This window comes from Bradyrhizobium sp. th-b2 (genome assembly GCF_000426785.1).
Lineage (GTDB): Bacteria > Pseudomonadota > Alphaproteobacteria > Rhizobiales > Xanthobacteraceae > Bradyrhizobium > Bradyrhizobium septentrionale.
Genome location: NZ_AUGA01000005.1, coordinates 278669 through 303579, shown reverse-complemented (window position 1 = coordinate 303579; position 24911 = coordinate 278669). Strand labels below are relative to the sequence as shown.

Here is a 24911-nt window from a genome sequence, read left to right as displayed (position 1 = left end):
GTCTGCGATGCTTCCTTCCTCTCGGTTGTCAGCGGCCGCCATCCGCGTTGCGATTGAGGCGCGATCGCTCCTTCAATAGGGAAACGGCCAAAGTCTGAGCTTCTCCTTGCCGATCGATATCAGCCGGGCGAAGCCACGGGGTTCCTTGATCAGCAGATAACAGATCAAAGATCCGAAGATGATGAACTGGAGGTGCGTGATCGTTTGCGTCGACAGTGGCAGGCCGAGTTCGGTTGGAATCACATTCAGCATGATCGGCGCGATGAGGATGAAAGCCGCCCCGATGAACGAACCCATGATCGATCCGAGCCCGCCGATGATGACCATGAACAGAAGCTCCAGCGAGCGGTCGATCGAGAACGCAAGTGGCTCCCATGAACCGAGGTAGACGAACGCCCAGAGCGCACCCGCCACCCCGATGATGAATGAAGAGACCGCGAAGGCTGTGAGCTTGGCATAGAGCGGCCGGATGCCGATCAGTTCGGCGGCGATATCCATGTCGCGGATCGCCATCCACTGCCTGCCGAGATTGCCGCGAACGAGATTCTTCGCCAACACCGCCATCACGGTCACGAAGAGCAGACACAGCAGGTAGCGCTCGACCGGCGTGCGAACGACCATGCCGAAGAAATCCAGCGCCGGTGCATTGACCGATCCCGACGGGGCGTAGTTGGTGAACCAGGGAATTCGCAGGAACGCCCAATCGAAGAAGAACTGCGCGGCGAGCGTTGCGACCGCCAGGTAGAGACCCTTGATCCGCAGACTGGGAATGCCGAACAGGATTCCGGCACCCGCCGCCGTGAACCCGCCAAGCAGAATGGATGCCAGCACGGGCAACGGCGGCATCGAGATCGCGAAGCCCAGCCAGGCAAGCGGGATATGAACGCCTGTCGCCAGCTTGTAGGCGGAATAGGCGCCGATGGCCATGAACGCGCCGCTGCCGAGCGAAATCTGGCCGCAATAGCCGACAAGTATGTTCGTGCCGATGGCGGCGAGCGCCAGGATAAGGAAGGGCAGCAAGATCGCCCACAACAGATAGTCGGTGCGGAACGGCCAGATACGGAAGGTGGCCAACAGCGGCACGCCGACGAAAGCGATCGCGAGCAAGACGGCGAGCGCAATACGGTCCTGACGGATCGGAAAGATCGCCATGTCCTCCGCGTAGCTCGTCTTGAACTGGCCGGCCTCGCGATAAAGCACGACGAACTCCTTGTCTCAGATACGTTCGATGATCCGCTCGCCGAACAGCCCCTGCGGCCGCACGAGCAGCACCGCCAACGCCAACACAAACGCAAACCAATATTCGATGCCGCCACCGATGGATGGCCCCAGATACGCCTCGGCAAGCTTCTCGCCCGCCCCCACGATGAGCCCGCCGACGATGGCTCCCGGAATCGAGGTGAGGCCTCCGATGATCAGAACCGGCAGCGCCTTCAGCGCGAGAAAAGTGATGGAGAATTGCACGCCGAGCTTGGTCCCCCACACGGTCGCCGCGACCAGCGCAACGAGGCCGGCGGCAAGCCAGACGACGAACCAGATCCAACTGATCGGGATACCGACTGAATGCGCGGCCAAATGGTCGTCGGCCACGGCCCTGAGTGCGCGACCGGTCTTGGTACGCTGAAAGAAAATTGCGAGGCCGGCGACCAGGATGCCTGCGATCAGTGCGCCCCAGACATCCAGCTTGTTGACCAGAATCCCACCCGGGAACAAGCCTTCAAACAAAAACCAGGCGTCGGTCGGGAACAGCCGCAACGGGTAGACATCCGATCCGAAGATCATCTCCGCGGCGCCCTCGATGACGAATGTCACGCCGATCGTCGACATGAACAGCGTCAGGCCGTCCTGGTTGACCAGAGGTCCGATCACGAACCGCTCGATGAGCCAGGCCGTTGCCGCCATGATCACGGCGGCAAACCCGACAGCGAGGACGACCGCGACCCAAAGCGGAAAGCCGTTGGCGACCAGGAGGTCGAGGGAGCGAACCAGCGCCAATCCCGCGAGCAATACCATTGCTCCCTGAGCATAATTGAATACGCCGGATGCCTTGAAGATCAGCACGAAGCCGAGCGCGACCAGCGAATAGAGCACGCCGGACATCAATCCGCCGATCAGGACCTCGAGAAACTGACCCAGTGCGATCATGGACGCACCTCAATGCGCGACGCCAAGATATGCGTCGATGACGGCTTGACTTCTCTTCACTTCATCAGGCGTGCCGTCGGCGATCTTTACGCCGTGATCGAGCACCGCTACGCGATCCGACAGATCCATGACCACGGCCATGTCGTGCTCGATCAAGGCGATGGTCGTGCCGTAATGGTTGTTCACATCAATGATGAAGCGCGACATGTCCTCCTTCTCCTCGAGGTTCATGCCTGCCATCGGCTCGTCGAGGAGAAGAAGGTCGGGCTCCATTGCGAGAGCGCGACCGAGTTCGACGCGTTTCTGCAAGCCGTATGGCAAACGCCCAACCGGTACCTTGCGGATTGTCTCGATCTCCAGAAAGTCGATGATCTCCTCGACCTTGCGCCGATGCTCCGCCTCCTCTGCGAGAGCAGGGCCATAACGCAGCACCTGCCAAAACAGCCCCCGACGCACCTTCAGGGTGCGGCCTGCCATGATGTTGTCGAGCGCGCTCATGCCCTTGAACAGGGCGACATTCTGAAAGGTGCGCGCGATGCCGCCGCGCGCCGCCTCGAAAGGCTGCATTTTGGCCCGGGCGCGCCCCTTGAAAGTGATGACGCCATGGTTGGGATGATAGAAGCCGTTGACGACGTTCAGCATCGAGGTTTTGCCGGCGCCGTTGGGGCCGATGATGGCTCGAATTTCGCCTTTTCTGACGTTGAACGAAACGTCCCGCAGTGCCTTGACGCCGCCGAAGGCCAGTGCCACGCCCTCGACCTGCAGCAGGATTTCGTTGGTGTCCGGCGCTCTCATGCTGCTCGTCCCAGCGATTCTGTCGGACCGATGACTTGCATGTCGCGCACCTTGACCCGTGCCGCGATCGTGCCCTTCCGGCCATCCTCAAAAGTCACTTCCGTGGAAATGTCGGCGTCATGCGCTCCGTTGTAGAGTGCCGTGACCAACGGCGCATAGCGTTCGGCAATGAAGCGGCGGCGCACCTTCTGCGTGCGGGTCAGTTCGCCGTCATCCGCGTCGAGTTCCTTGTGCAGAATGAGGAAGCGGCGAATCTGGGCGCCCGCAAGCAGCTTCTCCTTGGCAAGCGAGTGGTTCACCTCGGCGACGTCTTTCGCGACCATGTCGTAGACCATCGAATGCCCGGCAAGCTCCTGATAGGATCCGTAGGCGACGTTGTTGCGTTCCGCCCAATTCGCGACCGCGACCGGGTCGATGTTGAGCATGGCGCAAACGAAATCCCTGGAGTCACCGAACGTGATCGCTTCCTTGATATTGGGATAGAACTTCAGCTTGTTCTCAAGGTATTTCGGGGCAAACATCGTGCCGTCAGCCAGCCGACCGACGTCCTTCGCACGATCGATGATCTTCAGATGCCCGGTCTTCTCGTCGAAAAAGCCCGCATCGCCGGTCCTGACGTATCCGTCGGACGTCATGGCTTCCTCGGTCTTTGCCTGATCCTTGAAATATCCGAGGAACATGCCGGGCGATCGAAACTGCACTTCGCCCGATTCCACAATGCGGATGTCGACGTTGGGCGCCGGCGGACCAACCGTATCCGAGTGGATCTCGCCATCGGGCTGGCACGTGACATAGAGGAACGCTTCGGTCTGGCCGTAGAGCTGCTTCAGGTTCAGACCGATCGAGCGGTAGAACGCGAACAGATCCGGACCGATCGCCTCACCTCCAGTGTATGCGACGCGCAGCCGAGACATGCCAAGAACGTTCTTGAGAGGCTCGTAGACCAGCCAGCGCCCGAGCGCGTAGAGCAAGCGGCCTGACGGCGGCACAGGCCTTCCGGTCAGGACCTGCTCGCCATACCGGCGCCCGACGTCGAGAAAGTAGTTGAACATCCGCCGTTTGATCGGCGCAGCGTCCTCCATGCGGACCATCAGCCGCGTCAACATGGCCTCGAAAATTCGTGGCGGAGCCAAGTAGAAGGTTGGTCCGATCTCATGCCGATCCTGCTCAATCGTGTCGCTGTTTTCGGGACACGCGATGCAGTATCCAGCCACGAGGCCCTGCACATAGCTGACGTAGTGATCGCCCGCCCAGGCCAGCGGCAGATAGGCGAGCACCATGTCCTGGTCGGTCAGTCCGTCGAATCGCGTCGTATCGATTGCGGCATCGATGCAGCCTCGCGACGACAGCATGACGCCCTTCGGCGCGCCGGTCGTTCCCGACGTATAGAGGATGACCGCGATATCAGGACCGTTGCCTGTCTGAACCAATTCATCAATTCGTTCGCCCAGCGCCGCGTCAGCGGCAAGTGCCGCGCGGCCGTCGTCGATGACATCGCCGATTGCAATCGTTCGACTATGATCATAGCCGTCAAGGCCGCGCGGCTCGTCATAGACGATCTTGTCGAGTTGCAGCAGTCGATCGGACACCGACATGACCTTGTCGACCTGCTCCTGGTCTTGCGCCGCGACCAGCTTCGCCTCGGCGTGGGCGAGAACAAAAGCAAGTTCGTCGGCCACTGCATCCGCGTAAACCGGAACGGGAATCGCGCGCAGCACCTGCGCTGCCATCATGGTCCAGTAAAGCTTCGGCCGATTGGAGCCGACCACGGCGATTGTGTCGCCCGGCCGCAAGCCAAGGCGATGCAGACCCGCGGCGTAGGCGCGCACGATCTCGGCAACTTGAGCCCAGGTCCAGCTCTGCCAGATGCCAAGATCCTTATGGCGAAACGCCGGACGCGTGCCCAACTGCGCTGCATTCCGCAGCAGCAATTTGGGGAACGTGTCAAACGATCCGCCACCGGCCATGTCGGTCTCGATCCCAAAAACCGGCGCGTTGGTTCGCCCCTGCTTATGGTGATGCCGGCCCGTTTCGGGCAACAGCCATGCGAGTGCCGCAGGTTCCAAGATGACAGCGGATCGGGAGTCCTACAAGTGCCAGATTGATGGATCTTCCCCGGAGCAGTCCTGCGGGAGAGCGGACTTGCCACCAATTCCCGAGGCGAATCTTGCAGCCAACCAATCAAGAACGTTTCTGCCAGCAGGCTGATCGGCTCAGAAGGGGTAGCCCCAATGCCCGGCGAGCCTCATCTCTGACGGGCTGAGCGCGAGAACAGAGTCTCCGTCGCTCGATCTGCGAGCCCCAGGTCAATCGAATCAAGTCACGTCGTCGGGGCGCGACGCGATAGGACAGGCTTGCTGCCATCTACCTTGCGCGCGTCCAACTAGCGTCGATCTAGGGTATGGCTGCGCATTAGAGAGCCCGCGTCGTGGTCCGCTTCGGACCGCCGACGTCGCATCGCGGCGTCAGGCCGTAGCGGCCATGCAGTCCGCGCCAGAGGGCACTTAAAAGCTTGCGCATCGAACGTCGCTCTCGACATCAGCGATAGCGTGATGCTGCGGATGTTGCCGGCGAAATGACAGCGCCATTTCTGGGCAGGCCTGCGTAGTTTTTGAGCAAACGGCCATCGCGGCGCAGCGACCCGCACCAAAAAATCTTATGAGATTCAAATACCGGCGCTGTGGCACGTGTCGTGCATCACGGGCGTTGAGTTGGCCGCTAGGGTTCCGACCTTGAGAGACAAGGTGCTGGTCCGAGAGCAGCCGCTTGCGGGGGAGACATCCCCGCAGGTGCACGGCGGGATAAAAGCCCGGGAGACCTCGTTAGCCAAGGGATTGGCGGAGCGATGGTCTTTTCGCCAGTCCCTTTTTGTGAAGTTTTCGCAAGAGGGATCGGCAATGCACAAATTCAATTTCTTCCTCCGCTCTGTAGTCATCGGCTGCGCAGTTGCGCTCGCGGCCGCTTCTAGCGCCGACGCCGCACCGAAGAAAAGCTTCAAGGTCGCCTGGTCGATCTATGTCGGGTGGATGCCGTGGGGCTATGCGGCCGACACCGGCATCGTCAAGAAGTGGGCGGACAAATACGGCATCGCGATCGAGGTCAAGCAGTTCAACGACTACGTCGAATCGATCAACCAGTACACCGCCGGCGGCTATGACGCCGTCACCATCACCAACATGGACGCGCTGTCGATTCCCGCCGCCGGCGGCGTCGATACGACTGCGGTCGTGATGGGCGATTTCTCCAACGGCAACGACGCCGTGATCCTCAAGAACAAGGCCGATCTCGCCGCGATCAAGGGCCAGACTGTCAACCTGGTCGAATTCTCGGTGTCGCATTATCTGCTGGCGCGCGCGCTCGAGAGCAGCAAGCTGAGCGAGAAGGACGTCAAGGTCATCAACACCTCCGACGCCGATATCGCGGCGGCCTACAAGACACCTGATGTCACTGCAGTCGTGACCTGGAATCCGATTGTGACCGAAGTCCTTGGCTCGCCCGACGCCAAGAAGGTGTTCGATTCCTCGCAGATCCCCGGCGAGATCATGGACCTGATGGTGGTGAACACGGCGGTCGCCAAGGACAATCCCGACTTCGCCAAGGCGCTGGTCGGCATCTGGTACGAGACGATCTCCAAGATGACGGCGAACGATCCCGCCGCGAGGGCCGCCAAGGAGGCAATGGCCAAGGCCTCCGGCACCGATCTCGCCGGTTTCGACAGCCAGCTCTCGACCACCAAGCTGTTCGACAAGGCCACCGATGCCGAAGCTTTTACGCGCAGCAAGACGGTTGGGGCGACCATGGATCGGGTGCGCAAGTTCCTGTTCGAGAAGGATCTGCTCGGCAAGGGCGCGAAATCGGTCGACGCCGTCGGCATCGAGCTCGCCGACAAGTCGGTGCTGGGCGACAAATCGAACGTCAAGCTGCGCTTCGACCCGACCTACATGGACGAAGCCGCCAAGGGCAAGCTCTGACGCCAAGCTCTGACGTATCGCCCGCCTCAGGCAGGAGCCGACCATGCGACTTGTGAACATACGGCCGGGACGGCAGACGCGATTCTATCTGCTCGCGCTGCCGTTCCTGTTGGTCGCAATCGCCTACTTCGCCGGCTCCAGCGCGCGGCTCACGCAAAACCCGAACGACAAGCTGCTGCCGGCGCTGCCCAGCATGGTGCAGGCCGTCAAGCAGATGGCGTTTGAAGTCGACCCGCGCACCGGCAGCTATCTGATGGCCTCCGATACCGTCGCCAGCCTGGGGCGGCTGGGGTCGGCGCTGGCGATATCGACGGTGGCGGCGCTCATCCTCGGCATCGTGATCGGGCTGTTGCCGGGCGCCAACGCCCTGCTCGGGCCGTTCGTGTCGGTGACATCGATGGTGCCGCCACTGGCATTGTTGCCGATCCTGTTCATCGTGATGGGGCTCGGGGAAAACTCGAAGGTCGCGCTGATCGTGATCGGAACGCTGCCCTGCATGATCCGCGATCTCGCGATGAAAGTGCAGGAGTTGCCGCGCGAGCAGATCGTCAAGGCGCAGACGCTCGGCGCCTCGACCTGGCAGATCGCGCTGAGGGTCGCGGTGCCGCAAACCCTGCCGCGGCTGATCGACGTGCTGCGGCTGCAGCTGGGGCCCGCCTGGCTATTCCTGATCGCGGCCGAGGCGATCGCCTCGGATTCCGGGCTCGGCTACCGGATCTTCCTGGTGCGCCGCTATCTCGCCATGGACGTCATCATTCCCTACGTCGCCTGGATCACGCTGCTGGCGTTCCTGATCGATGTCGGCCTGCGCGTCATGCAACGCAGGCTGTTTCCCTGGTTTGCCTCGGTGAGGGCGGAATGAGCGCGATCCGTTTCGACGACGTCTGGAAGGAATATGGCGACCACATCGTGCTCGAGCGAATCACGATGGAGGTCGAGCCGCGTGCCTTCATTGCGCTGGTGGGCCCGTCCGGCTGCGGCAAGACCACGCTGCTCCGTATGCTGCTCGGCGAGGAGCAGCCGAGCCGCGGCCAGATCCTGGTCGACGGCAAGCCGCTGCCCGGCGAGCCGGACGCCGACCGGGGCGTGGTGTTTCAGCGCTACTCGGTGTTTCCGCATCTGACCGTGTTGCAGAACGTCATGCTCGGCCGCGAATTGCGCGACGCCAAATTCACCGCCCGGCTGTTCGGCGCAGCGCGCCGCGCCGCAGCCGATGATGCCATGAAACTGCTTGCCGAGGTCGGGCTCGCCGGCCAGGAGAACAAATATCCCTCCGCGCTGTCGGGTGGCATGCAGCAGCGCCTCGCGCTGGCGCAGGCGATCATGCGCGAGCCGAAAATCCTTTTGCTCGACGAGCCGTTCGGTGCGCTCGATCCGGGAATCCGCGCCGACATCCATGTTTTGATGAAGCGGCTGTGGAACGAGACCCATCTGACCGTCGTGATGGTCACGCACGACCTCAGCGAAGCGTTCGGGCTCGCAACGCGCGTGATCGCGCTGGAGCGGCAGCGCAACCGGCCGGAGGAACGCGAGCGCTACGGCGCCACGGTGTCGCGCGACCTCGAGATATTCCCGCGCCGCAGCGCCGAGCCGCGGTCATCAGTTCAGCCAGCTCCGATCGGGACGACCCGGTCAGGCAAGGAGCATCAGCCGGGACGGCCCGGCGCTCTCGTCTTGAAGGAGCAACCATGATCCTCACAGAGGAACAGAAGGCCGAGGTCGCGGCGCATACCCGACGTTACAACGAGTTGAAGGCGGCGGGACAGGAGCACGCGCCGCGTGCGCTGCCACAGCCGACCTCGCGCGACGCCGCGCCGATCGCCGCCGACGCGATCATCCACCGGGAGACGATTCCGGCCGGCTGGTACTGGACCACGCGGCTGAACCGCGGCGAGGCACTGCGCATCGTCAACCCGCTGGGGATATCGACCGTCAGCCTGCTGGCCTGGAACAGCGCCGATCCGATCGAGCGGCTCAACCATGCCGACACCATCAAGGTGCAGTGGGCGGCGCGGCTGCAGAAGGGACGGGTGCTGCTGTCGGACATGGGGCGTGCGCTGCTTGGCATCACCGAGGATACCAGCGCCGCGCATGATGCCGTGGTCGGCAGCTCGACTGCCGCCACTAACCTGGCGAAGTACGGCGACGGCGATTTCCGCAACACCCGCGACAATTTCCTGCTGGCCACGGCCAAGCTCGGGCTCGATCGCCGCGACGTCCATCCCTGCGTCAGCTTCTTTGCGCCGGTTGCGATCGACGCGGACGGCAAGTTCGTCTGGTCCCACGCGCGCCGGAAAAAGGGCGATTTCGTCGATTTGCGCGCGGAGATGGATCTCCTGATTGCGCTGTCGAACTGTCCGCATCCGCTCGATCCGGCGGAAACCTATCCGCAGGCGAGCGTGGAGGTCGTGCGCTACCGGGCCGATGCACCCGCAGTCGATGATTTGTGCCGCACCGCGACCGCGGAGGCGATCCGCGCCTTTGAAAATAATGCGCTGTATCTCGGCCAGACCTCGGAAGGAGCCGTGCGATGACCACGCAATCCGCCCGAACCGCCGGCCGCATCGTTCTCGACGTCGAAATTCCCGCGCGCAAGCCGTGGTCGGCCATCATCCGCAAGGGACAGACGCTGCGGATCACGGATACCCATGGTCAGCAGGCGGTCGATACGCTGTTTTATCGCGCCGACGATTTTCAGGAGCGCTACAGCGGCCAGGATACGCTGCGCGCGCAGGGCTCAGCCTATGTCGGCCTCGGCACGAAAATCATGTCCAATGAAGGCCGCGTGATGCTGCGTGTGGTGGCGGACAGCTGCGGCCTGCATGACACGTCGGCGGGCGCCTGCTCCTGCGAGAGCAACACGGTGCGGTTCGGGCACCAGACCCGCTACCAGCACGCCTGCCGCGAGAACTTTGTTTTGGAGGCCGCGAAATACGGCATGTCGAAGCGCGACATCGTGCCGAATTTGAACTTCTTCATGAACGTGCCGATCGACCCTGCCGGCAATTTCACCGTGGTCGATGGAGTCTCCAAGCCCGGCGACGCCATCGAGCTGGTGGCCGAGATGGACGTGCTGTGCCTGATCTCGAACTGTCCGCAGATCAACAATCCCTGCAACGGCTTTTTCCCGACGCCGGTGCAAGTCACGATCTTCGATGCCACGATCTTCGAGCCGGAGGCGTGAGGCATGTTCAGCAAGGTTCTGATTGCCAACCGTGGCGAGATCGCCGGGCGGATCGGCAAAACATTGCACCGCATGGGCATCGGCTCGGTCGCGGTCTATTCCGACGCCGACCGCTTCACCCGGCCGGTGCTCGACGCCGGCGAGGCGGTGCGGATCGGCCCGGCACCAGCGGCCGAGAGCTATCTCAACGTCGATGCGATCATGGCGGCCTGTCTTGCGACCGGCGCAGAGGCGGTGCATCCCGGCTACGGCTTCCTGTCGGAGAATCGCAGCTTTTCCGAGCGGCTCGCCGAGCACGGGATCAAATTTATCGGGCCCCGGCCTGAGCATCTCGACGCCTTCGGTCTCAAGCACAAGGCACGCGAGATCGCCGAGCGAAGCGGCGTGCCGCTGCTGCCGGGCTCCGGCCTGCTCGAGACCATCGATGAGGCGGTGCAGCAGGCTGACGTGATCGGCTTTCCCGTGATGCTGAAGAGCACGGCGGGCGGCGGCGGCATCGGCATGCAGCTCTGCCACGACATGGCGACGCTGCGTGAGAGATTCGAATCGGTGCAGCGCACCGCGCGGGCGAGCTTTGGCGACGCGCGGGTCTATCTCGAGCGGTTCGTTGCGCAGGCGCGCCACATCGAGGTGCAGATATTCGGCAACGGCAAGGGAGACGTTGTGGCGCTGGGCGAGCGCGATTGCTCGCTGCAGCGGCGCAACCAGAAGGTCTTTGAGGAGACCCCTGCGCCGGGGCTTTCAGCAGACATCCGGCGGCGGCTGCACGCGGCGGCGGTCTCGCTCGGCAAGGCGGTCGCCTACGAATCCGCCGGCACCGTGGAGTTCATCTACGACGTCGAGCGCGAGGACTTTTACTTCCTCGAGGTGAACACCCGTCTTCAGGTCGAGCACCCCGTCACCGAGCAGGTCTATGGCGTCGATCTGGTCGAATGGATGATCCGGCAGGCGGCCGGCGAGGATGTGCTGGGCCATGCCGGCGCGCTCACGCCGAAAGGCGCGGCGATCGAGGTGCGGCTCTATGCCGAGAATCCGGGCGCCGGCTTCCGCCCGAGCGCGGGCCGGCTGACGCAGGTCAGCTTCTCGCCGGATGCGCGGATCGACGGCTGGATCGAGACCGGCACGGAAGTGTCGCCGTTCTACGATCCGATGCTGGCCAAGATCATCGTGTCGGCCGAGACCCGCGAGGCCGCGATCGCGAAGCTGACGCAGGCGCTGGATGACACGGTCGTGGCCGGCATCGAGACCAATCTCGCCTATCTGCGTGCGATCGCGGCGTCCGACGTGTTCCGCAGCGGGCAGGTCGCGACCAGCGTGCTCGGCGCGTTCGCCTATCGTCCCCGCACCATCGACGTCGTCGCGCCCGGCGCGCAGAGCGGGGTGCAGGAATTGCCCGGCCGGCTGCATCTCTGGCATGTCGGCGTGCCGCCGAGCGGCCCGATGGACGAGCGGTCGTTCCGCCTCGCCAACCGCGTCGTCGGCAACCCGGAGACGACGACCGCGCTGGAGCTGACGGTCAACGGCCCGACTTTGCGCTTCAACACCGATGCGATCGTCGCGCTGTCGGGCGCTCGAATGAAGGCATCGCTCGACGGCGCCGAGGTTGCATATCACGAGCCGGTCGCGGTGCGCGCCGGCCAGACGCTCGCGATCGGCAGCATCAAGGGCCCGGGGCAGCGCAGCTATCTTGCCGTGCGTGGCGGCATCGACGTGCCGGAAATTCTCGGATCGCGCGCCGTGTTTGCGCTCGGTGCCTTCGGTGGTCATGCGACGGGGTCGCTGAAGGCCGGCGACGTGCTGCATATCGGAGCGGAGACGTCGAGCCTTGCAGCCCCGCGACGCGCAGAGGAAAGCGAGCAGCCAGAGCTCGCGTCAGCATGGCAGATCGGCGTGCTCTATGGCCCGCACGGTGCGCCGGACTTCTTTCTCGACGAAGATGTCGAGACGCTGTTTGCGGCGAGCTACGAGGTGCATTTCAACAGCGCGCGCACCGGCGTCCGGCTGATCGGTCCGAAGCCGCGCTGGGCCCGCGTCGATGGCGGCGAGGCCGGGCTGCATCCGTCGAACATTCATGACAATGCCTATGCAGTCGGCTCGATCGACTTCACCGGCGACATGCCGATCATTCTCGGCCCCGACGGACCGAGCCTCGGCGGCTTCGTCTGTCCGGCGGTCGTTGCGCGCGACGAGCTCTGGAAGATTGGCCAGCTCAGGCCCGGCGACACCGTCCGCTTCGTGCCGGTGAAACGCGACGATCCGGTCGCCGGACCCACGGTGCTGCGGGCGCCCGAGCTCGGTTCGGCGGTGGTCGGACGCAATAATGATGGCCCGATTCCGGTGGTCTACCGGCGCGCCGGCGACGACAATCTGCTGGTCGAATATGGCCCGATGGAGCTCGACATCGCGCTCCGCTTGCGCGTGCATGTGCTGGCGCAGGCGCTCGAGGAAGCGAAGCTCGGCGGCCTGATCGATCTGACGCCGGGCATCCGCTCGCTGCAGATCCATTATGACGGCACGGCGCTGTCGCGGCAAAAGCTGCTCGACGTGCTCAGGCGGATCGAGCGCGAATTGCCGCCGGTCGACGCGATGCGGGTGCCGAGCCGCACCGTGCATCTGCCGCTATCATGGCGGGATCCAGAGGCCGAGCTCGCGATGCGCAAGTATCAGGATCTGGTGCGGGTGGATGCGCCGTGGTGTCCCTCGAATGTCGAGTTCATCCGCCGCATCAACGGGCTTGCGAGCGAGAACGATGTCCGCCGCATCGTGTTCGATGCGGATTATTTCGTGCTCGGCCTTGGCGACGTCTATCTCGGCGCGCCGGTGGCGACGCCGCTCGACCCGCGGCACCGGCTGGTGACCACCAAGTACAATCCAGCGCGGACCTGGACGCCGGAGAACGCGGTCGGCATCGGCGGCGCCTATATGTGCATCTACGGCATGGAAGGGCCGGGCGGCTACCAGCTGTTCGGCCGCACCATCCAGGTCTGGAACAGCTGGCGCACGACGCGGGTGTTTGAGCCGGGCCACCCCTGGCTGCTGCGGTTCTTCGACAAGATCCGCTTCTTCCCGGTCGACGCCGATGAACTGCTCGACGCCCGCGCCGCATTCCCGCACGGGCAATACGACATCAGGATCGAGCAGGGCGAATTCTCCTACGCCGACTATGCCAAGACATTGACGGAAGCGCGCCCATCGATCGCGGCGTTCAAGGCAACCCAGCAGGCAGCGTTCGATGCCGAACGCCAGCGCTGGCGCGAGATGAAGCTCGACGAGGCGCCGGTGGAGTCGATCGATGCGGGTGCCGTCGCGACGGGTATTCCCGACGGCCAGCTCGGCGCCTTCTCGGAGGTGCCGGGCAACATCTGGAAGATCCTGGTCGAGGAGGGCGCCGAAATTGCCGCCGGCGACGTGCTTGCGATCATCGAGTCGATGAAGATGGAGATCTCGGTGCACGCGCCCGCCGCGGGCCGGATTGCATCGGTGCCGGTGAAGCCCGGGCAGACGCTGCGCGCGGGGGATGTGGTGGCGTTGATCCGGCCGGAGTAGAGGGCGCGTACTCATAGAGGTGTGACGTCCGCTTAGCCCTAAACAGCGGCGCTGAAGCGGACGTTGCACGGGTTTTCCGACGGGCAGCAGCCGAACATCGCTGGAGTGGGCTTCTGGTATCAACCTCTGATCTGTTCTACACTATGCCAACCGGTTGGATTGCCAGTCATGGTGCAAGAGCAGCCAGCGCGAGTCGAGCGTAGATTGTCGGCGATATTGGCCGCCGACGTGGCTGGCTACTCGCGGCTTATGCACGATGACGAAGAGACCACACACGCCAAACTTGGCGGTCTCCTAACAGACGTTGTTGAGCCCGCAATCGCCGAACACCGCGGCCGCATCGTCAAGCGAACCGGGGATGGGTTCCTGGCGGAATTTCCAAGTGCGGTCGAAGCGGTGAGAGCTGCTGTACGGTTTCAAGCACGCATCTTTGAACTCACGGCCGGTGACGCGAAAGACAGACGTATTGCTTTCCGCGTGGGCGTCAATATCGGTGACGTCATCGTCGAGCCGCACGACATCTTTGGAGATGGCGTTAACATCGCGGCGCGGCTTGAGGGCATTGCAGAACCCGGTGGCATCTGCATCTCGTCTTCTGCGTACGATCAAGTCCGAGGCAAGGTTGGAGTTGAGTTCGTCGATTTGGGCGAGCAGAGCCTCAAAAACATCGATCGCCCGGTCCGCGCCTATGCCACGGTTTCGTCGACACAAGCGGAAAGCGCAAGGGCGCGCCCGACTTCACCGCCGCCTCTGTCGATTATTGTATTGCCGTTCGCGAATCTCAGCGGCGATCCCAAGCAGGATTACTTCGTCGACGGTGTAACCGAGAGCCTGACAACCGACCTGTCGCGCATCAGGGGCTCGTTCGTGATCGGCCGTCACACCGCATTCACCTACAAGGACAAATCGGTCGATCTCAAGGAGATCGGGCGTGAATTGGGCATCCGCTATGTGCTTGAGGGCTCGGTCCAGCGCAGTGACAACCGGCTTCGGGTGAACGTGCAGCTTGTCGATGCCGAAACCGCCCATCACCTTTGGGCGGAGCGTTTCGACAAAGCTGTTGCCGATCTTTTCGACGTGCAAGACGAGATCGTGTCCCGGCTTGCAAACGCTTTAAATGCTCAACTCATCGCGGCTGAGGCAAGGCGAGCAGAGCGCTCGTTGCAACCGAATTCCTTGGATCTCTATTTTCGAGGCATGGCGCGCTGGAACAAGAGTTGGACCCCAGAGCACATGAAGCAAGCGCGAGGCTATTTCGAACGCGCGCTAGAACTCGATTCTGAAAATGTGGATGCATTGGTGGGAATTGCAGCGATCGACACGGCAAGTGCCGTCCATTTTATTGTCGATGATGTGAGTTCCCGATTTCAAGCGGCCGAGGCCGCTCTTGCGAAAGCGTTGTCGCTCGCTCCGGAACATGCGGCGGCTCACATGTTTCTGGGCTGCGTCCAAGTCTGTTCAGGTCATGCAGCGCAAGGCCTGGCGGAATGCGAGCACGCACTGGTCTTGAACAGGAATCTGGCTGAAGCGCATAGTACGCTCGGTGCCGTAAAGGCAATGGTTGGCCGGGCGGCAGACACCGAGGGACACATACAGGAAGCACTTCGATTGTCCCCGCTCGATGGGGCCGTGCATCGATGGATGAGTTATGTGGCGCTTTCCAAATTGTACTTCGGAGCCGATGCCGAGGCGGTGATATGGTTACGGCGGTCCCTGAAAGCGAATTCAAATTATCCTTGGGGTCACTTCGTACTCGCCGCTGCGCACTCGCTTTCAGGTGAATTGGACGAGGCGAGAGCCGCCACGAAGGCCGGACTCGCACTTGATCCAGGTTTCAACATCCGCCGATTGAAAGCCTTTCCATTCTCCGGCGATGAGTCGTTCCGGGCCGGAATTAGGCGCTTGATCAAGGGCATGCACTTGGCCGGTATACCGGAGGGCTGACTCGGATATGTCGGAGTTGGGTGAGAACCGGCAACGCTCTGATTGAGAACAGGCTTCTGCTCGGCTCCCAAGTGCCAACCTCACACCTCCAGCCATTCCTCGCGAATGGCGGCGTTGTTCTTCAGCTGCTCTGGCGTGCCTTCGAACACTACGCGGCCGTGGCCCATGATGTAGACCCGGTTCGAGATCTTCATCGCGATCGAGAGCTTCTGCTCGACCAAAAGGATCGCGACGCCGGCTTTCGCGATCCGTGCGATCAGCTCGCCGACCTGCTGCACGATCAGCGGCGCCAGCCCTTCGGTCGGCTCGTCGATCATCATCAACTCGGGATCGCCGAGCAGCGTGCGGCAGGTGGTCAGCATCTGCTTCTCGCCGCCCGACAGCACGCCCGCCGGCGTGTCGGCGCGCGCGGCGAGGTTGGGAAACATGTCGAGCATTTCCTGCAGCCGCCACTTGCCGGGGCGGCGCGGGTCCTTGATGCCGAGGATCAGGTTCTGGCGCACCGTCAGGCCCGGAAAGATGTCGCGATGCTCCGGCACATAGCCGAGCCCGAGGCGGGCGATCTTGTGGCTCGGCAGACCCGCGATGTCCTGGCCCTTGAAGCGGATGGTGCCCTGCGGCGGCACCTCGCCCATGATCGCCTTGACGGTGGTGGAGCGGCCGACGCCGTTGCGCCCCAACAGGCTGACCACCTCGCCGGCTGCGATGTCGAGATCGACGCCCTGCAGGATGTGGCTCTTGCCGTAATAAGCGTGGAGATTCCTGACCTCGAGCATCAGTCGACCTCCTCGCCGAGATAGGCTTCCTTGACCTTCGGGTTGCCGCGGATCTCCTCAGGGGTGCCGGAGGCGATGATGTGGCCGTAGACCAAAACCGAGATGCGGTCGGCGAGGCCGAACACCACGCTCATGTCGTGCTCGACGATGACGAGCGTGCGTCCTTCGGTGAGGCGGCGGATCAGCGCGACGGCGCGCTCGGTCTCGGCGTGGCTCATGCCCGCGGTCGGCTCGTCCAGCATGATGACGCTGGCGCCGCCGGCGATCGTGATGCCGATCTCGAGCTCGCGCTGCTCGGCGTAGGTGAGCAGGCCCGCCGGCACGTCGCGGCGATGGCTGAGATGGATGTCGTCGAGGATCTGCGCGGTGCGCTGTCTCACCTCGGGCAGCTTGTCGACGTTCTTCCAGAACGCGTAGCGGTGGCCGGTCGCCCACAGCACGGCGCAGCGGACGTTCTCCCACACCGTCATGCGGGCGAACACGTTGGTGACCTGGAACGAGCGCGACAGCCCGCGCCGGTTGATCTCGAACGGCCGCAAGCCCGAGGTCACCTCGCCGTTGAGCCGGATCTCGCCCGAGGTCGGCTTGATGTGGCCGCTGATCAGGTTGAACGTCGTCGACTTGCCGGCGCCGTTCGGGCCGATGATGGCGTGGCGCTCACCCTTGGCGACGCTCAAATTGAGATCGCGGATGATGGCGACATTGCCGAAGCTCTTCTCGACGGCGTTGACTTGGATGGCAGCGGTCATGCCAGATACCCCCGATCACGGGCCACCGTCGCGGCGCGATCCCAGGCTTCCGCGACGCGCCGCCAGGTGATGCGCGCGACCAGGAAGCCGCCGACCACCAGAACCGCGGCGGCCGCCCAGGTCGTCGGCGCGGTCGGGACAAAGGCAATGCCCAGAAGGTTGATCGCGTCGCCGCTCGCGAAACGGGCGACGGTTTCGATGGTCAGGATGATACCGAGCACCAGCGCGAGTGTCGGGATCACCGCGACCAGGTAGGACGGGATCACGGTGCCAAGGGTGCCGGCGCGGATCAGCGGACGGTGCTTCATCAAAATGCCGGCGATGCCGCCCGGCGCGAACATCACGATGACGATGAAGATAATGCCGAAATAGAGCTGCCAGACCGAGGTGACGTTGCTCAGCCCGAGCTGCAGATAGGTCACCAGGATGGCGCCGAGGATCGGACCGAAGAAATAGGCGGTGCCGCCGATGAACGCGGCAAACAGCACCAGGCCCGATTGCGTCGCGCCGAGATAGGCGGAGTTGGCGATCTCGAAATTGATCGCGGCGAGCCCGCCGGCGATGCCGGCGAAGAAGCCCGCGAACATGTAGGCGAGATAACGCACCACATGCGGATCGTAGCCGATGAACTGGACGCGCTCCGGATTGTCGCGCACCGCGTTGCAGATGCGCCCCAACGGCGTGCGGGTCAGCGCGTACATCGCGATCGCCGAGGCCAGCACCCAGAACGCGATCAGATAGTAGACCTGAATCTGCGGCCCGAAGGTCCAGCCGAACATCGGCGTCAAGGCGGTGCGGTCGGTGGTGATGCCGGATTCGCCGCCGAAAACGCTGCGCAGGATCAGCGACGACGAGGCGACCAGCTCGCCGATGCCGAGCGAGATCATCGCAAACACCGTGCCGGCGCGCTTGGTCATCACCCAGCCGACCAGCAATGCGAAGGCCATGCCGCCGATGCCGCCGATCAGCGGGATCACCGGCAGCGGGATCGGCCAGTTGTGGCTGGCAACCGCATTCATGGCGTGGACCGCGAGGAAGCCGCCGAGGCCGTACTGAACGGCGTGTCCGAACGACAGCAGCCCGGTCTGGCCGAGCAAAATGTTGTAGGACAGCGCGAAGATGATCGCGATGCCGATCAGGCTGAACGAGGTCAGCGAACCGCCGGAGGAGAAGATCAGCGGCAGCACGACGAGGGCGATGGCGGCGAGCAGCCAGACGCCATAGAAGCCGAGGGCGCCACTGGACTCTTGCTTGGCAACGGCGGGAGCGGGGGTTACAGCGTTCGTCATGACTCGCGCGTCCCCAATAGGCCCATGGGGCGGAAGATCAGGACCAGCACCAGCAGCACATAGGGCAGGATCGGCGCGATCTGCGCGATCGTGACGTTCCAGATGTCGGTCAGCGGTGAGGCGCCAAGGCTCGGGTCGAGCGGGCCGAACACGCTGGCGAGCGAACCGTTCAGCGCGACCGCGAAGGTCTGGATCAAACCAATCAACAGCGAAGCGATGAAGGCGCCGGGCAACGAGCCAAGGCCCCCGAACACGATGACGACGAACAGGATCGGGCCGAGCAGCGCGGCCATATCAGACTGCGTCACCAGCGAGGGACCGGCGATGACGCCGGCGAGGCCGGCGAGCGCGCTGCCGACGCCGAACACCAGCATGAAGATGCGCCCGACATTGTGGCCGAGATGGCCGACCATGCTCGGATGGGTCAGCGCGGCCTGCACGATAAGGCCGACCCGTGTCTTCTTCAGCGTGACCAGGAGCGCGATGAAGATCACGACCGACACCACGAGCATGAAGATCTTGTAAGCGGGGTAGTTGGTGGAGAATACGGTGAAGGCGGGGAAGTCGAGCGCCGCCGGGACCCGGTAGTCGACTGGACTCTTGCCCCAGATCATCGAGACAATCTCTTCGATGGCGAAGGCGAGGCCGAAGGTCAAAAGCAGCTCGGCGACATGGCCATGCTTGTGGGTGTTGCGCAGGCCGTAGCGCTCGACGCCCATGCCGACCACGCCGACCAAGAGCGGTGCAATCACCAGCGCCGGCCAGAATCCGATCCAGCGGGTGAGCTGAAAGCCGAAGAACGCGCCGAGCATGTAGAAGCTCGCATGCGCGAAATTGAGCACGCCCATCATGCTGAAGATGACGGTGAGCCCGCTGGACAGCAGGAACAACAGCATGCCGAACAAGACGCCGTTGAGCGTCGAGATGACGATCAGTTCAGCCATGGTGCACCCGCTGAAAACTCGAACGCTTCACGTGATCAAACACCTGTCGAACGAAATGAACTGCGTGTCATTCCGGGGCGCTCGCGTTAGCGAGCGAACCCGGAATCTCGAGATTCCCTGGTGCGCAATTGCGCACCTGCGGTCTGGTGCTTACGCACCATCCCGGAATGACTGAAATAGCCGATCAGGGCCGCTTCATATTGCAGGTGGTCGGAAGCATCGTCTGCGCGGTGTCAATCTTGGAGACAATGCGCCAGCCCCAGCCGGTGTTTTCCTCGTCATACGGCTCCTTGGCCTTGTCGGCCAGCGAGCCGAACGAGGAGATGTAGATCGGCTGGAAGAACTGGTGGTCGTCCTTGCGCATAAAGCCGTCGCCGCCGTCGAACACGTCGAACTTCATGCCCTCGAGCGCCGCCGCGACCTTCACCGGGTCGATCGAATTGGCCTTCTCGGCGGCCGCCTTGAACATCCGCATCTCATTGACCGCGCGCGGATACCACACGGAAATGCCGGTCTTGGCGCGGAAGTCCTTCTCGAAATCCATCGCCGCCTTGTTGCCGGAGTTCGGGACGCCTTCGCTGATCTGGAACACCTGGTTCTCGAGGCCGGTCTGCTTGATCGCGGTCGGTCCGCCGGCGCCGCCGGCATAGTAGGTGTACCAGTTGACCTTGAGGCCGGCGTCGGCAGCTGCCTTCAGTAGCAGCGCGAAGTCCTGTCCCCAGTTGCCGGTCACGACGCTGTCGGCGCCGGACGCCTTGATCTTGGCGATATAGGGCGAGAAGTCGGTGACCTTGAGCATCGGGTGCAATTCGTCGCCGACGAGCTCGATATCCGGCCGCTTTTCACCCAGCATCTTGCGCGCCTGTGATCGCACCGCCTGGCCGAACGAATAGTCCATGTTGATCAGGTAGACCTTCTTGATGGAGGGCAGGCCCTTCATGTAGTTGGTCAGCGCTTCCATCTTGATGTCCGAGTTCGCATCCCAGCGGAAGTGCCAATAGCTGCACTTCTCGTTGGTCATGGCCGGATCGACCGCGGCATAGTTGAAGTAGAGCACTTCCTTGCCGGGGTTGCGCGAATTGTTCTTGGTGACGAAATCCTCCAGCGCCGCACCCACCGACGAGCCGTTGCCCTGGGTGATGTAGCGGATGCCGGCGTCGACCGCCTTCTGCGCCTGCACCAGGCTTTCCTGCGGATTGGTCTTGTTGTCGAGCGGAACGATCTCGACCTTGTGGCCAAGGATGCCGCCCTTGGCGTTCAACTCGTCGGCGAGGTACTGAAACGTCTTCAGGCCGCCTTCACCAACGCTCGCACCGCCGCCGGAGAGCGGATCGATGTAGCCGATCTTGATGGTTTCCTGCGCGGACGCCGCGCTGCCCAGCACCGTCAGCGCTGCCGCGGCGGCAACGATCAGCTTATGCATCCTGGTCTCTCCCTGGCTCTTGTTTCTAATTGATCTTCAGCGATCGAGGCCGTCTCATAACCTCAATTGCCGGACCTTCGCAACTTCCACATTGAATATGGCGTCAAGTTTCAGCGGGAGGTATTATAATGTTATAGGCTATAAGCTTGCGGAATCCGGCGCCATTTTGAATAACCAGTAAACTTTTGGATGAGAGTCCGCGCCGATGCGCAGGCTCGCCCTTTGGACCCGACGTGGTCGTAGGCTCGCATGAAGCGAGCCCATATTCCAGCAGCGCTATAGCCGCGGGCCGCGAATTAATGGTTCAGGCCGGATGCCGGCGCGGCTTGAGGCCCGCGAGGAATAGTCGCGCGAAATGATCGGCAATCTGCGCGGGAGACCAGTCGCGCCTGGTCTTGAACCAGATCGGATACCAATGGCCCATTCCGGTTAGAATACGCTCGGCGAAGTACGTATCGATGCGGCGGAAGCGGCCCTCGTCGATCCAGCGCTGATAGCTGTTCTGGTCTTGCCGGATCGTCGCCAGCACCTGTTTGACATAGGCTTTCCGGTCAATTTCGTTGAGATAGTTGATGTTGTGGTAGGTCGTCTTTGGGCCGCAGGGGGTGTCGTGCAGCATGAGCAACAGGCGGATTCTCTGTACGGTGTGATCGAACGCGCCGAGGTTCTGGTCTTGCAGATGCTCGCGAATGCTGATCTCGCCGGCGAGCCCTCGTCGCAGGCAAGCCAGCAACAGGCTCTCCTTTTCACTGAAATGATAGTAGATGCCGGCGCGGGTCATGCCCGCATCCACAGCGATGCTCTCAAGCGACGTGCCCGACGCGCCCCTTCGATTAAAGCTGTCAGAGGCAATCGAAAGCATCCGGTCGAACTTTGCGGCCCGCTTATTCATCCCCGCGCGAGCTTCGAGGAATGGGGCAAGGCTGAGCGGTTCGGGCATGTCGGGAACAGCGATCTCGCGCCGGTAAACTCCGTGCGTGATGATGTCGTCGATAGCATCGATCGCCTGTTGGCGCGTGTAGTAGTCGCGTTCGGACAGCCAGAACGGAACCCAGTCCAGGATGGAGATAAGCGCCACCGCGGTGAGGAGCGGTTCGTCGCAGGTGATCGAGCCGTCCGCCACGCCGCGGTCCAGAATGTCCGCCAGTAGCGCCGCATTCTGCCAGCGCTTGGCATGGACTTCGTTGCTGTAGGGCGCAGCAAGCGCATCGATATCGGTGAACAGGATCATGCGCCGGCCTTCCGGCCGCAGCCTGCCGCGCACGAAGCGCCTGACGATCTCAAGCCCATCGATACCGGGTTCGACCGCCGCTTCCATTTCGTGCCGATAGATCGCAAGGCCGCGCAGATAGCAGTGAAAGATCAGATCTTCCTTGTCGCGGAAATAATGGTACAGCGCGCCCGGCACGGCCCGAACAGAGGCCGCGACCTGCTCCATCGTCACGTTCGCGTAGGAGTGGCGAGCAAACAGCCGGGAAGCTGAGACGAGGATTTCTTCAGCTCGATCCATCGGGTCGGCGGCGACTTGCAAGCTCCAATGCCCTTCCTGATCGGCGGAACGAAAATCCGCTCGCGAGATAATCCCCTTGGCAGCAGCTTGTCGATCTGCGATAGACGGTGGCATACCATACACCAGCGGTCTTTCCTATCTGGTGAATAGGTTGGCGGGCATCGTTCCATGGATGCGGGACGGCCGGTAATCGACCTGACGTCGGTCAGGTCGCAGCTTCGGGGCAAGGCTTTAGAAAGAGGCTTTTGGAGAGAGCATGGCGCGCAACATTCTGATCCTGGGAGCTTCCTACGGCTCCCTGCTGGGGACCAAGCTTCTGATGGCGGGTCACAATGTGACCCTGGTGTGCCGGAAGAACACGGCCGACCTGATCAACCGCGACGGCACCGAGGTCCGGATCAAGCTGCGCGACGAAAAGGAGCACCGCTCGATCTTCTCGCGCGATCTGCCGGGCAAGCTCGACGCCGTGACACCAGCCGATGTCGATGTGTCGCGCTACGACATGGTAGGGCTCGCGATGCAGGAGCCGCAATACACCAACCACACGGTTCGCGTGCTGATGATCAAGATCGCGGCGGCGAAGCTGCCCTGCCTGTCGATCATGAACATGCCGCCGCTGCCGTATCTGAAGCGGATTCCCGCGCTCGCCGGCATGGACCTCGAGGAGGCCTACACCAATGCGCAGGTGTGGGAGCGCTTCGAGCCGGGACTGGTGACGCTGTGCTCGCCGGATCCGCAGGCCTTCCGTCCGCCGGAAGAGAAGGCCAACGTGCTGCATGTCGGCCTGCCGACCAACTTCAAGGCCTCCGCCTTCGCTGACGACAAGCACAACAAGGTGCTGCGCGAACTCGAAGCCGACATCGACGCGGTCACGCTCGACGGCCAGGACGTGCCGGTGAAGCTGAAAGTGTTCTCGTCGCTGTTCGTGCCGCTGGCGAAATGGTCGATGCTGCTGACCGGCAATTATCGCTGCATCACGCCGAAGGAGCCGCAATCGATCCGCGACGCCGTGCACGGCGACCTGACGCGCTCGCAGGCGATCTACGACCATGTCGATTCGATCGCGCGCCAGCTCGGCGCCGATCCTGCTGACCAGGTGCCGTTCGCGAAATACGCCAAGGCGGCGGAAAGCCTGCTCAAGCCGTCCTCGGCGGCCCGCGCGGTCGCCGCCGGCGCGCCGTTCATCGAGCGCGTCGACCTCCTGGTGAAGCTGATCTCGCACCAGCTCGGCAAGCCCAGCGCCGAGATCGACCGCACGGTCGAGACAGTCGATCAGAAGCTGAACGAGAAGATCGTGCAGGGCGGCTCCGGCGCGGAGTGACGCGCATCAATGGCGGGGGCGATGGCGCCCTCGCCATGCACCGGCGATCGGCAAAACGTAAAACGCGGTTCCCAAACGCATGGCTCGGCCGATCCAGCTGAGGTAGGCTCGCGCAGTTGCGGTTGGGAGCCACGGACATGACGATCAAATCGCTTCCTCTCCTTGCAATCTACGGCGACCTCGACCGCGCGCGCGACATCATGCGCGCCTGGCAGCCGCTCGATCAGCTTTCGCCTGACACGGCCGAGATCGTCGTGAAAGCGATCGCCGAAGGCATCGCACGCGGCCGCCGGCACGGTCTCGAGATGGGCCAGTGCCACCTCGCGGCGTGAGTAGCACGCGATGCGCTGGCGTATCGCGCCATTCTCGTGAGGTGAGCAGAGCTCTCAGGCTCCCTCCCCCCTTGCGGGGGAGGGTGGGGAGAGGGGTGGCCCCGGGCGAGATGATTGACGAGGGCACTAACCGCGCAACTGCGTTCGCCTGTCGCCGCAGCGAAATTCGGAGAGAGTGTGCCGTGTGGCACCCCTCTCCCTAACCCTCTCCCGCAAGGGGAGAGGGAACCCTACCGCTGGTGGCTCCCTTACGGGGAATGCGGCGAAGCCGCGCCGCTAGCCCTGATGCCTCACGGCCAAAATCGTCACCGAACGCGTCTGGTGGCTCGGTGTCTGAAAATCGATGGTTTGTCCGACCGAGAGCCCGATCAACGCGGCGCCGACCGGCGTCAGCACCGAAATGCGTCGCAGCGCGATGTCGGCCTCGTGCGGGTACACCAGCACGACCTCCCTGACGTCGCCGGTCTCGTCGTCGCGATAACGCACGAGCGAGCCCATGCGGACCACGTCCGGCAACTCGGCATCATCGGCGACGAGCTGCGCCCGGTCGGTCTCGCGCGCGAGGAACTCGGCCACGCTGGGAAACACCGCCATGCTGGAATCGGCCAGCACGCTGAGGCGATGCGCCTCGCTCGCGGTGATCACGATCGGCGGCAACGCAGGGGCGGTAAAGCTAGTGTGAATGGTTCTGGTCATGTTGGCTTGACCTTGCGGTTGATCGGGGGCGCGCGCAGATGCCTCGCGCGACGCGACGGACCGAAATGATTTTGATGACGTTATGATTTTTGGGTGACGCTGAGAATCCGGACGGCGCGCAATCGCCGGCCGGCTAATTGCCTGCGTGCAGACGTCCGGCGCGCAATCCGAGGCGCGCAACGCGGGTGTCGATGCTCAACATGTCGATCATGGCACGATCAACATAGCGCTACGTCGCGCCGCATCCATTGCGGCGAATGCGCGCACGTGCCGCGGGGAACGTCGC

The 24911-nt window shown here is 63.1% G+C and carries 20 protein-coding genes and 1 riboswitch; of the genes, 9 read left to right on the top strand and 11 right to left on the bottom strand.

What is annotated here, in order from left to right:
* Positions 1-72: 72 nt before the first annotated feature.
* The 4 genes from K359_RS0110970 to K359_RS0110955 are packed head-to-tail and all read right to left on the bottom strand — an operon-like array spanning position 73 to position 4907.
* The gene (locus K359_RS0110970; RefSeq protein WP_029079387.1) at positions 73-1200 is read right to left on the bottom strand and encodes a branched-chain amino acid ABC transporter permease; all 1128 of its coding nucleotides are present in this window, start codon (positions 1198-1200) and stop codon (positions 73-75) included.
* A gap of 15 nt (positions 1201-1215) precedes the next feature.
* On the bottom strand, positions 1216-2145 hold the full coding sequence (locus K359_RS0110965) for a branched-chain amino acid ABC transporter permease (protein ID WP_084518351.1): 930 nt from the start codon (positions 2143-2145) through the stop codon (positions 1216-1218).
* A 9-nt stretch (positions 2146-2154) separates the two neighbouring features.
* The gene (locus tag K359_RS0110960) at positions 2155-2940 is read right to left on the bottom strand and encodes an ABC transporter ATP-binding protein (RefSeq protein WP_029079385.1); all 786 of its coding nucleotides are present in this window, start codon (positions 2938-2940) and stop codon (positions 2155-2157) included.
* Entirely contained in the window at positions 2937-4907 is a 1971-nt protein-coding gene (locus tag K359_RS0110955) for an AMP-binding protein (protein ID WP_029079384.1), read from the bottom strand. Before K359_RS0110955 ends, K359_RS0110960 begins: the two co-directional genes overlap by 4 nt.
* Before the next feature lie 740 nt (positions 4908-5647).
* Positions 5648-5758, top strand: a riboswitch (guanidine-I (ykkC/yxkD leader).
* A 79-nt stretch (positions 5759-5837) separates the two neighbouring features.
* Between K359_RS0110955 and K359_RS0110950 the strand changes: the two genes are divergently transcribed.
* The 7 genes from K359_RS0110950 to K359_RS0110920 all read left to right on the top strand — a co-directional run bounded on the left by K359_RS0110950 (position 5838) and on the right by K359_RS0110920 (position 15585).
* The gene (locus tag K359_RS0110950) at positions 5838-6911 is read left to right on the top strand and encodes a putative urea ABC transporter substrate-binding protein (RefSeq protein WP_029079383.1); all 1074 of its coding nucleotides are present in this window, start codon (positions 5838-5840) and stop codon (positions 6909-6911) included.
* A gap of 43 nt (positions 6912-6954) precedes the next feature.
* Positions 6955-7773, top strand: a complete 819-nt coding sequence (locus K359_RS0110945; protein WP_029079382.1) for an ABC transporter permease — start codon at positions 6955-6957, stop codon at positions 7771-7773.
* Positions 7770-8603, top strand: coding sequence for an ABC transporter ATP-binding protein (locus tag K359_RS0110940; protein WP_029079381.1), 834 nt, complete (start codon positions 7770-7772; stop codon positions 8601-8603). The genes K359_RS0110945 and K359_RS0110940 overlap by 4 nt, the downstream gene beginning before the upstream one ends.
* Positions 8600-9445, top strand: coding sequence for an urea amidolyase associated protein UAAP1 (locus K359_RS0110935; RefSeq protein WP_029079380.1), 846 nt, complete (start codon positions 8600-8602; stop codon positions 9443-9445). The genes K359_RS0110940 and K359_RS0110935 overlap by 4 nt, the downstream gene beginning before the upstream one ends.
* Positions 9442-10095 (top strand): urea amidolyase associated protein UAAP2, encoded by a 654-nt coding sequence (locus K359_RS0110930; protein ID WP_029079379.1) that lies wholly within the window; start codon positions 9442-9444, stop codon positions 10093-10095. The genes K359_RS0110935 and K359_RS0110930 overlap by 4 nt, the downstream gene beginning before the upstream one ends.
* A 3-nt stretch (positions 10096-10098) precedes the next feature.
* Positions 10099-13641: an urea carboxylase gene (gene uca / locus K359_RS0110925; RefSeq protein WP_029079378.1), complete on the top strand. Its 3543-nt coding sequence runs from the start codon at positions 10099-10101 to the stop codon at positions 13639-13641.
* Between the two features lie 168 nt (positions 13642-13809).
* Entirely contained in the window at positions 13810-15585 is a 1776-nt protein-coding gene (locus K359_RS0110920) for an adenylate/guanylate cyclase domain-containing protein (protein ID WP_029079377.1), read from the top strand.
* 80 nt (positions 15586-15665) lie between these two features.
* On the opposite strand, the gene K359_RS0110915 is transcribed toward K359_RS0110920, so the two are convergent.
* The 6 genes from K359_RS0110915 to K359_RS0110890 form a co-directional block, all read right to left on the bottom strand.
* The gene (locus K359_RS0110915; protein WP_029079376.1) at positions 15666-16361 is read right to left on the bottom strand and encodes an ABC transporter ATP-binding protein; all 696 of its coding nucleotides are present in this window, start codon (positions 16359-16361) and stop codon (positions 15666-15668) included.
* The gene (locus tag K359_RS0110910) at positions 16361-17110 is read right to left on the bottom strand and encodes an ABC transporter ATP-binding protein (protein WP_029079375.1); all 750 of its coding nucleotides are present in this window, start codon (positions 17108-17110) and stop codon (positions 16361-16363) included. Before K359_RS0110910 ends, K359_RS0110915 begins: the two co-directional genes overlap by 1 nt.
* Positions 17107-18399 (bottom strand): branched-chain amino acid ABC transporter permease, encoded by a 1293-nt coding sequence (locus tag K359_RS0110905; RefSeq protein ID WP_029079374.1) that lies wholly within the window; start codon positions 18397-18399, stop codon positions 17107-17109. The genes K359_RS0110910 and K359_RS0110905 overlap by 4 nt, the downstream gene beginning before the upstream one ends.
* Positions 18396-19343, bottom strand: a complete 948-nt coding sequence (locus tag K359_RS0110900) for a branched-chain amino acid ABC transporter permease (RefSeq protein ID WP_029079373.1) — start codon at positions 19341-19343, stop codon at positions 18396-18398. The genes K359_RS0110905 and K359_RS0110900 overlap by 4 nt, the downstream gene beginning before the upstream one ends.
* 184 nt (positions 19344-19527) lie before the next feature.
* Positions 19528-20766, bottom strand: a complete 1239-nt coding sequence (locus tag K359_RS0110895) for a branched-chain amino acid ABC transporter substrate-binding protein (RefSeq protein WP_029079372.1) — start codon at positions 20764-20766, stop codon at positions 19528-19530.
* Positions 20767-21070: 304 nt separating this feature from the next.
* On the bottom strand, positions 21071-22390 hold the full coding sequence (locus tag K359_RS0110890) for a TetR family transcriptional regulator (protein WP_084518350.1): 1320 nt from the start codon (positions 22388-22390) through the stop codon (positions 21071-21073).
* A 142-nt stretch (positions 22391-22532) separates the two neighbouring features.
* On the opposite strand from K359_RS0110890, the gene K359_RS0110885 reads away from it, so the two are divergent.
* Together K359_RS0110885 and K359_RS0110880 are read left to right on the top strand one after the other, a co-directional pair.
* Positions 22533-23597 (top strand): ketopantoate reductase family protein, encoded by a 1065-nt coding sequence (locus tag K359_RS0110885; protein ID WP_029079370.1) that lies wholly within the window; start codon positions 22533-22535, stop codon positions 23595-23597.
* 137 nt (positions 23598-23734) lie between these two features.
* Positions 23735-23929: a hypothetical protein gene (locus tag K359_RS0110880; RefSeq protein WP_029079369.1), complete on the top strand. Its 195-nt coding sequence runs from the start codon at positions 23735-23737 to the stop codon at positions 23927-23929.
* A gap of 276 nt (positions 23930-24205) precedes the next feature.
* Here the strand turns inward: K359_RS0110880 and rnk are convergent, their stop codons facing one another.
* On the bottom strand, positions 24206-24625 hold the full coding sequence (rnk, locus tag K359_RS0110875) for a nucleoside diphosphate kinase regulator (RefSeq protein WP_029079368.1): 420 nt from the start codon (positions 24623-24625) through the stop codon (positions 24206-24208).
* Between the last annotated feature and the right edge of the window lie 286 nt (positions 24626-24911).

Excerpts from the sequence above, each read along its gene's own strand:
- K359_RS0110965 (WP_084518351.1), bottom strand. The coding sequence starts at position 2,145 with ATGATCGCACTGGGTCAGTTTCTCGAGGTCCTGATCGGCGGATTGATG.
- K359_RS0110960 (WP_029079385.1), bottom strand. The coding sequence starts at position 2,940 with ATGAGAGCGCCGGACACCAACGAAATCCTGCTGCAGGTCGAGGGCGTG.
- K359_RS0110955 (WP_029079384.1), bottom strand. The coding sequence starts at position 4,907 with ATGGCCGGTGGCGGATCGTTTGACACGTTCCCCAAATTGCTGCTGCGG.
- K359_RS0110950 (WP_029079383.1), top strand. The coding sequence starts at position 5,838 with ATGCACAAATTCAATTTCTTCCTCCGCTCTGTAGTCATCGGCTGCGCA.
- K359_RS0110945 (WP_029079382.1), top strand. The coding sequence starts at position 6,955 with ATGCGACTTGTGAACATACGGCCGGGACGGCAGACGCGATTCTATCTG.
- K359_RS0110940 (WP_029079381.1), top strand. The coding sequence starts at position 7,770 with ATGAGCGCGATCCGTTTCGACGACGTCTGGAAGGAATATGGCGACCAC.
- K359_RS0110935 (WP_029079380.1), top strand. The coding sequence starts at position 8,600 with ATGATCCTCACAGAGGAACAGAAGGCCGAGGTCGCGGCGCATACCCGA.
- K359_RS0110930 (WP_029079379.1), top strand. The coding sequence starts at position 9,442 with ATGACCACGCAATCCGCCCGAACCGCCGGCCGCATCGTTCTCGACGTC.
- uca (WP_029079378.1), top strand. The coding sequence starts at position 10,099 with ATGTTCAGCAAGGTTCTGATTGCCAACCGTGGCGAGATCGCCGGGCGG.
- K359_RS0110920 (WP_029079377.1), top strand. The coding sequence starts at position 13,810 with ATGGTGCAAGAGCAGCCAGCGCGAGTCGAGCGTAGATTGTCGGCGATA.
- K359_RS0110915 (WP_029079376.1), bottom strand. The coding sequence starts at position 16,361 with ATGCTCGAGGTCAGGAATCTCCACGCTTATTACGGCAAGAGCCACATC.
- K359_RS0110910 (WP_029079375.1), bottom strand. The coding sequence starts at position 17,110 with ATGACCGCTGCCATCCAAGTCAACGCCGTCGAGAAGAGCTTCGGCAAT.
- K359_RS0110905 (WP_029079374.1), bottom strand. The coding sequence starts at position 18,399 with ATGACGAACGCTGTAACCCCCGCTCCCGCCGTTGCCAAGCAAGAGTCC.
- K359_RS0110900 (WP_029079373.1), bottom strand. The coding sequence starts at position 19,343 with ATGGCTGAACTGATCGTCATCTCGACGCTCAACGGCGTCTTGTTCGGC.
- K359_RS0110895 (WP_029079372.1), bottom strand. The coding sequence starts at position 20,766 with ATGCATAAGCTGATCGTTGCCGCCGCGGCAGCGCTGACGGTGCTGGGC.
- K359_RS0110890 (WP_084518350.1), bottom strand. The coding sequence starts at position 22,390 with ATGCCACCGTCTATCGCAGATCGACAAGCTGCTGCCAAGGGGATTATC.
- K359_RS0110885 (WP_029079370.1), top strand. The coding sequence starts at position 22,533 with ATGGCGCGCAACATTCTGATCCTGGGAGCTTCCTACGGCTCCCTGCTG.
- K359_RS0110880 (WP_029079369.1), top strand. The coding sequence starts at position 23,735 with ATGACGATCAAATCGCTTCCTCTCCTTGCAATCTACGGCGACCTCGAC.
- rnk (WP_029079368.1), bottom strand. The coding sequence starts at position 24,625 with ATGACCAGAACCATTCACACTAGCTTTACCGCCCCTGCGTTGCCGCCG.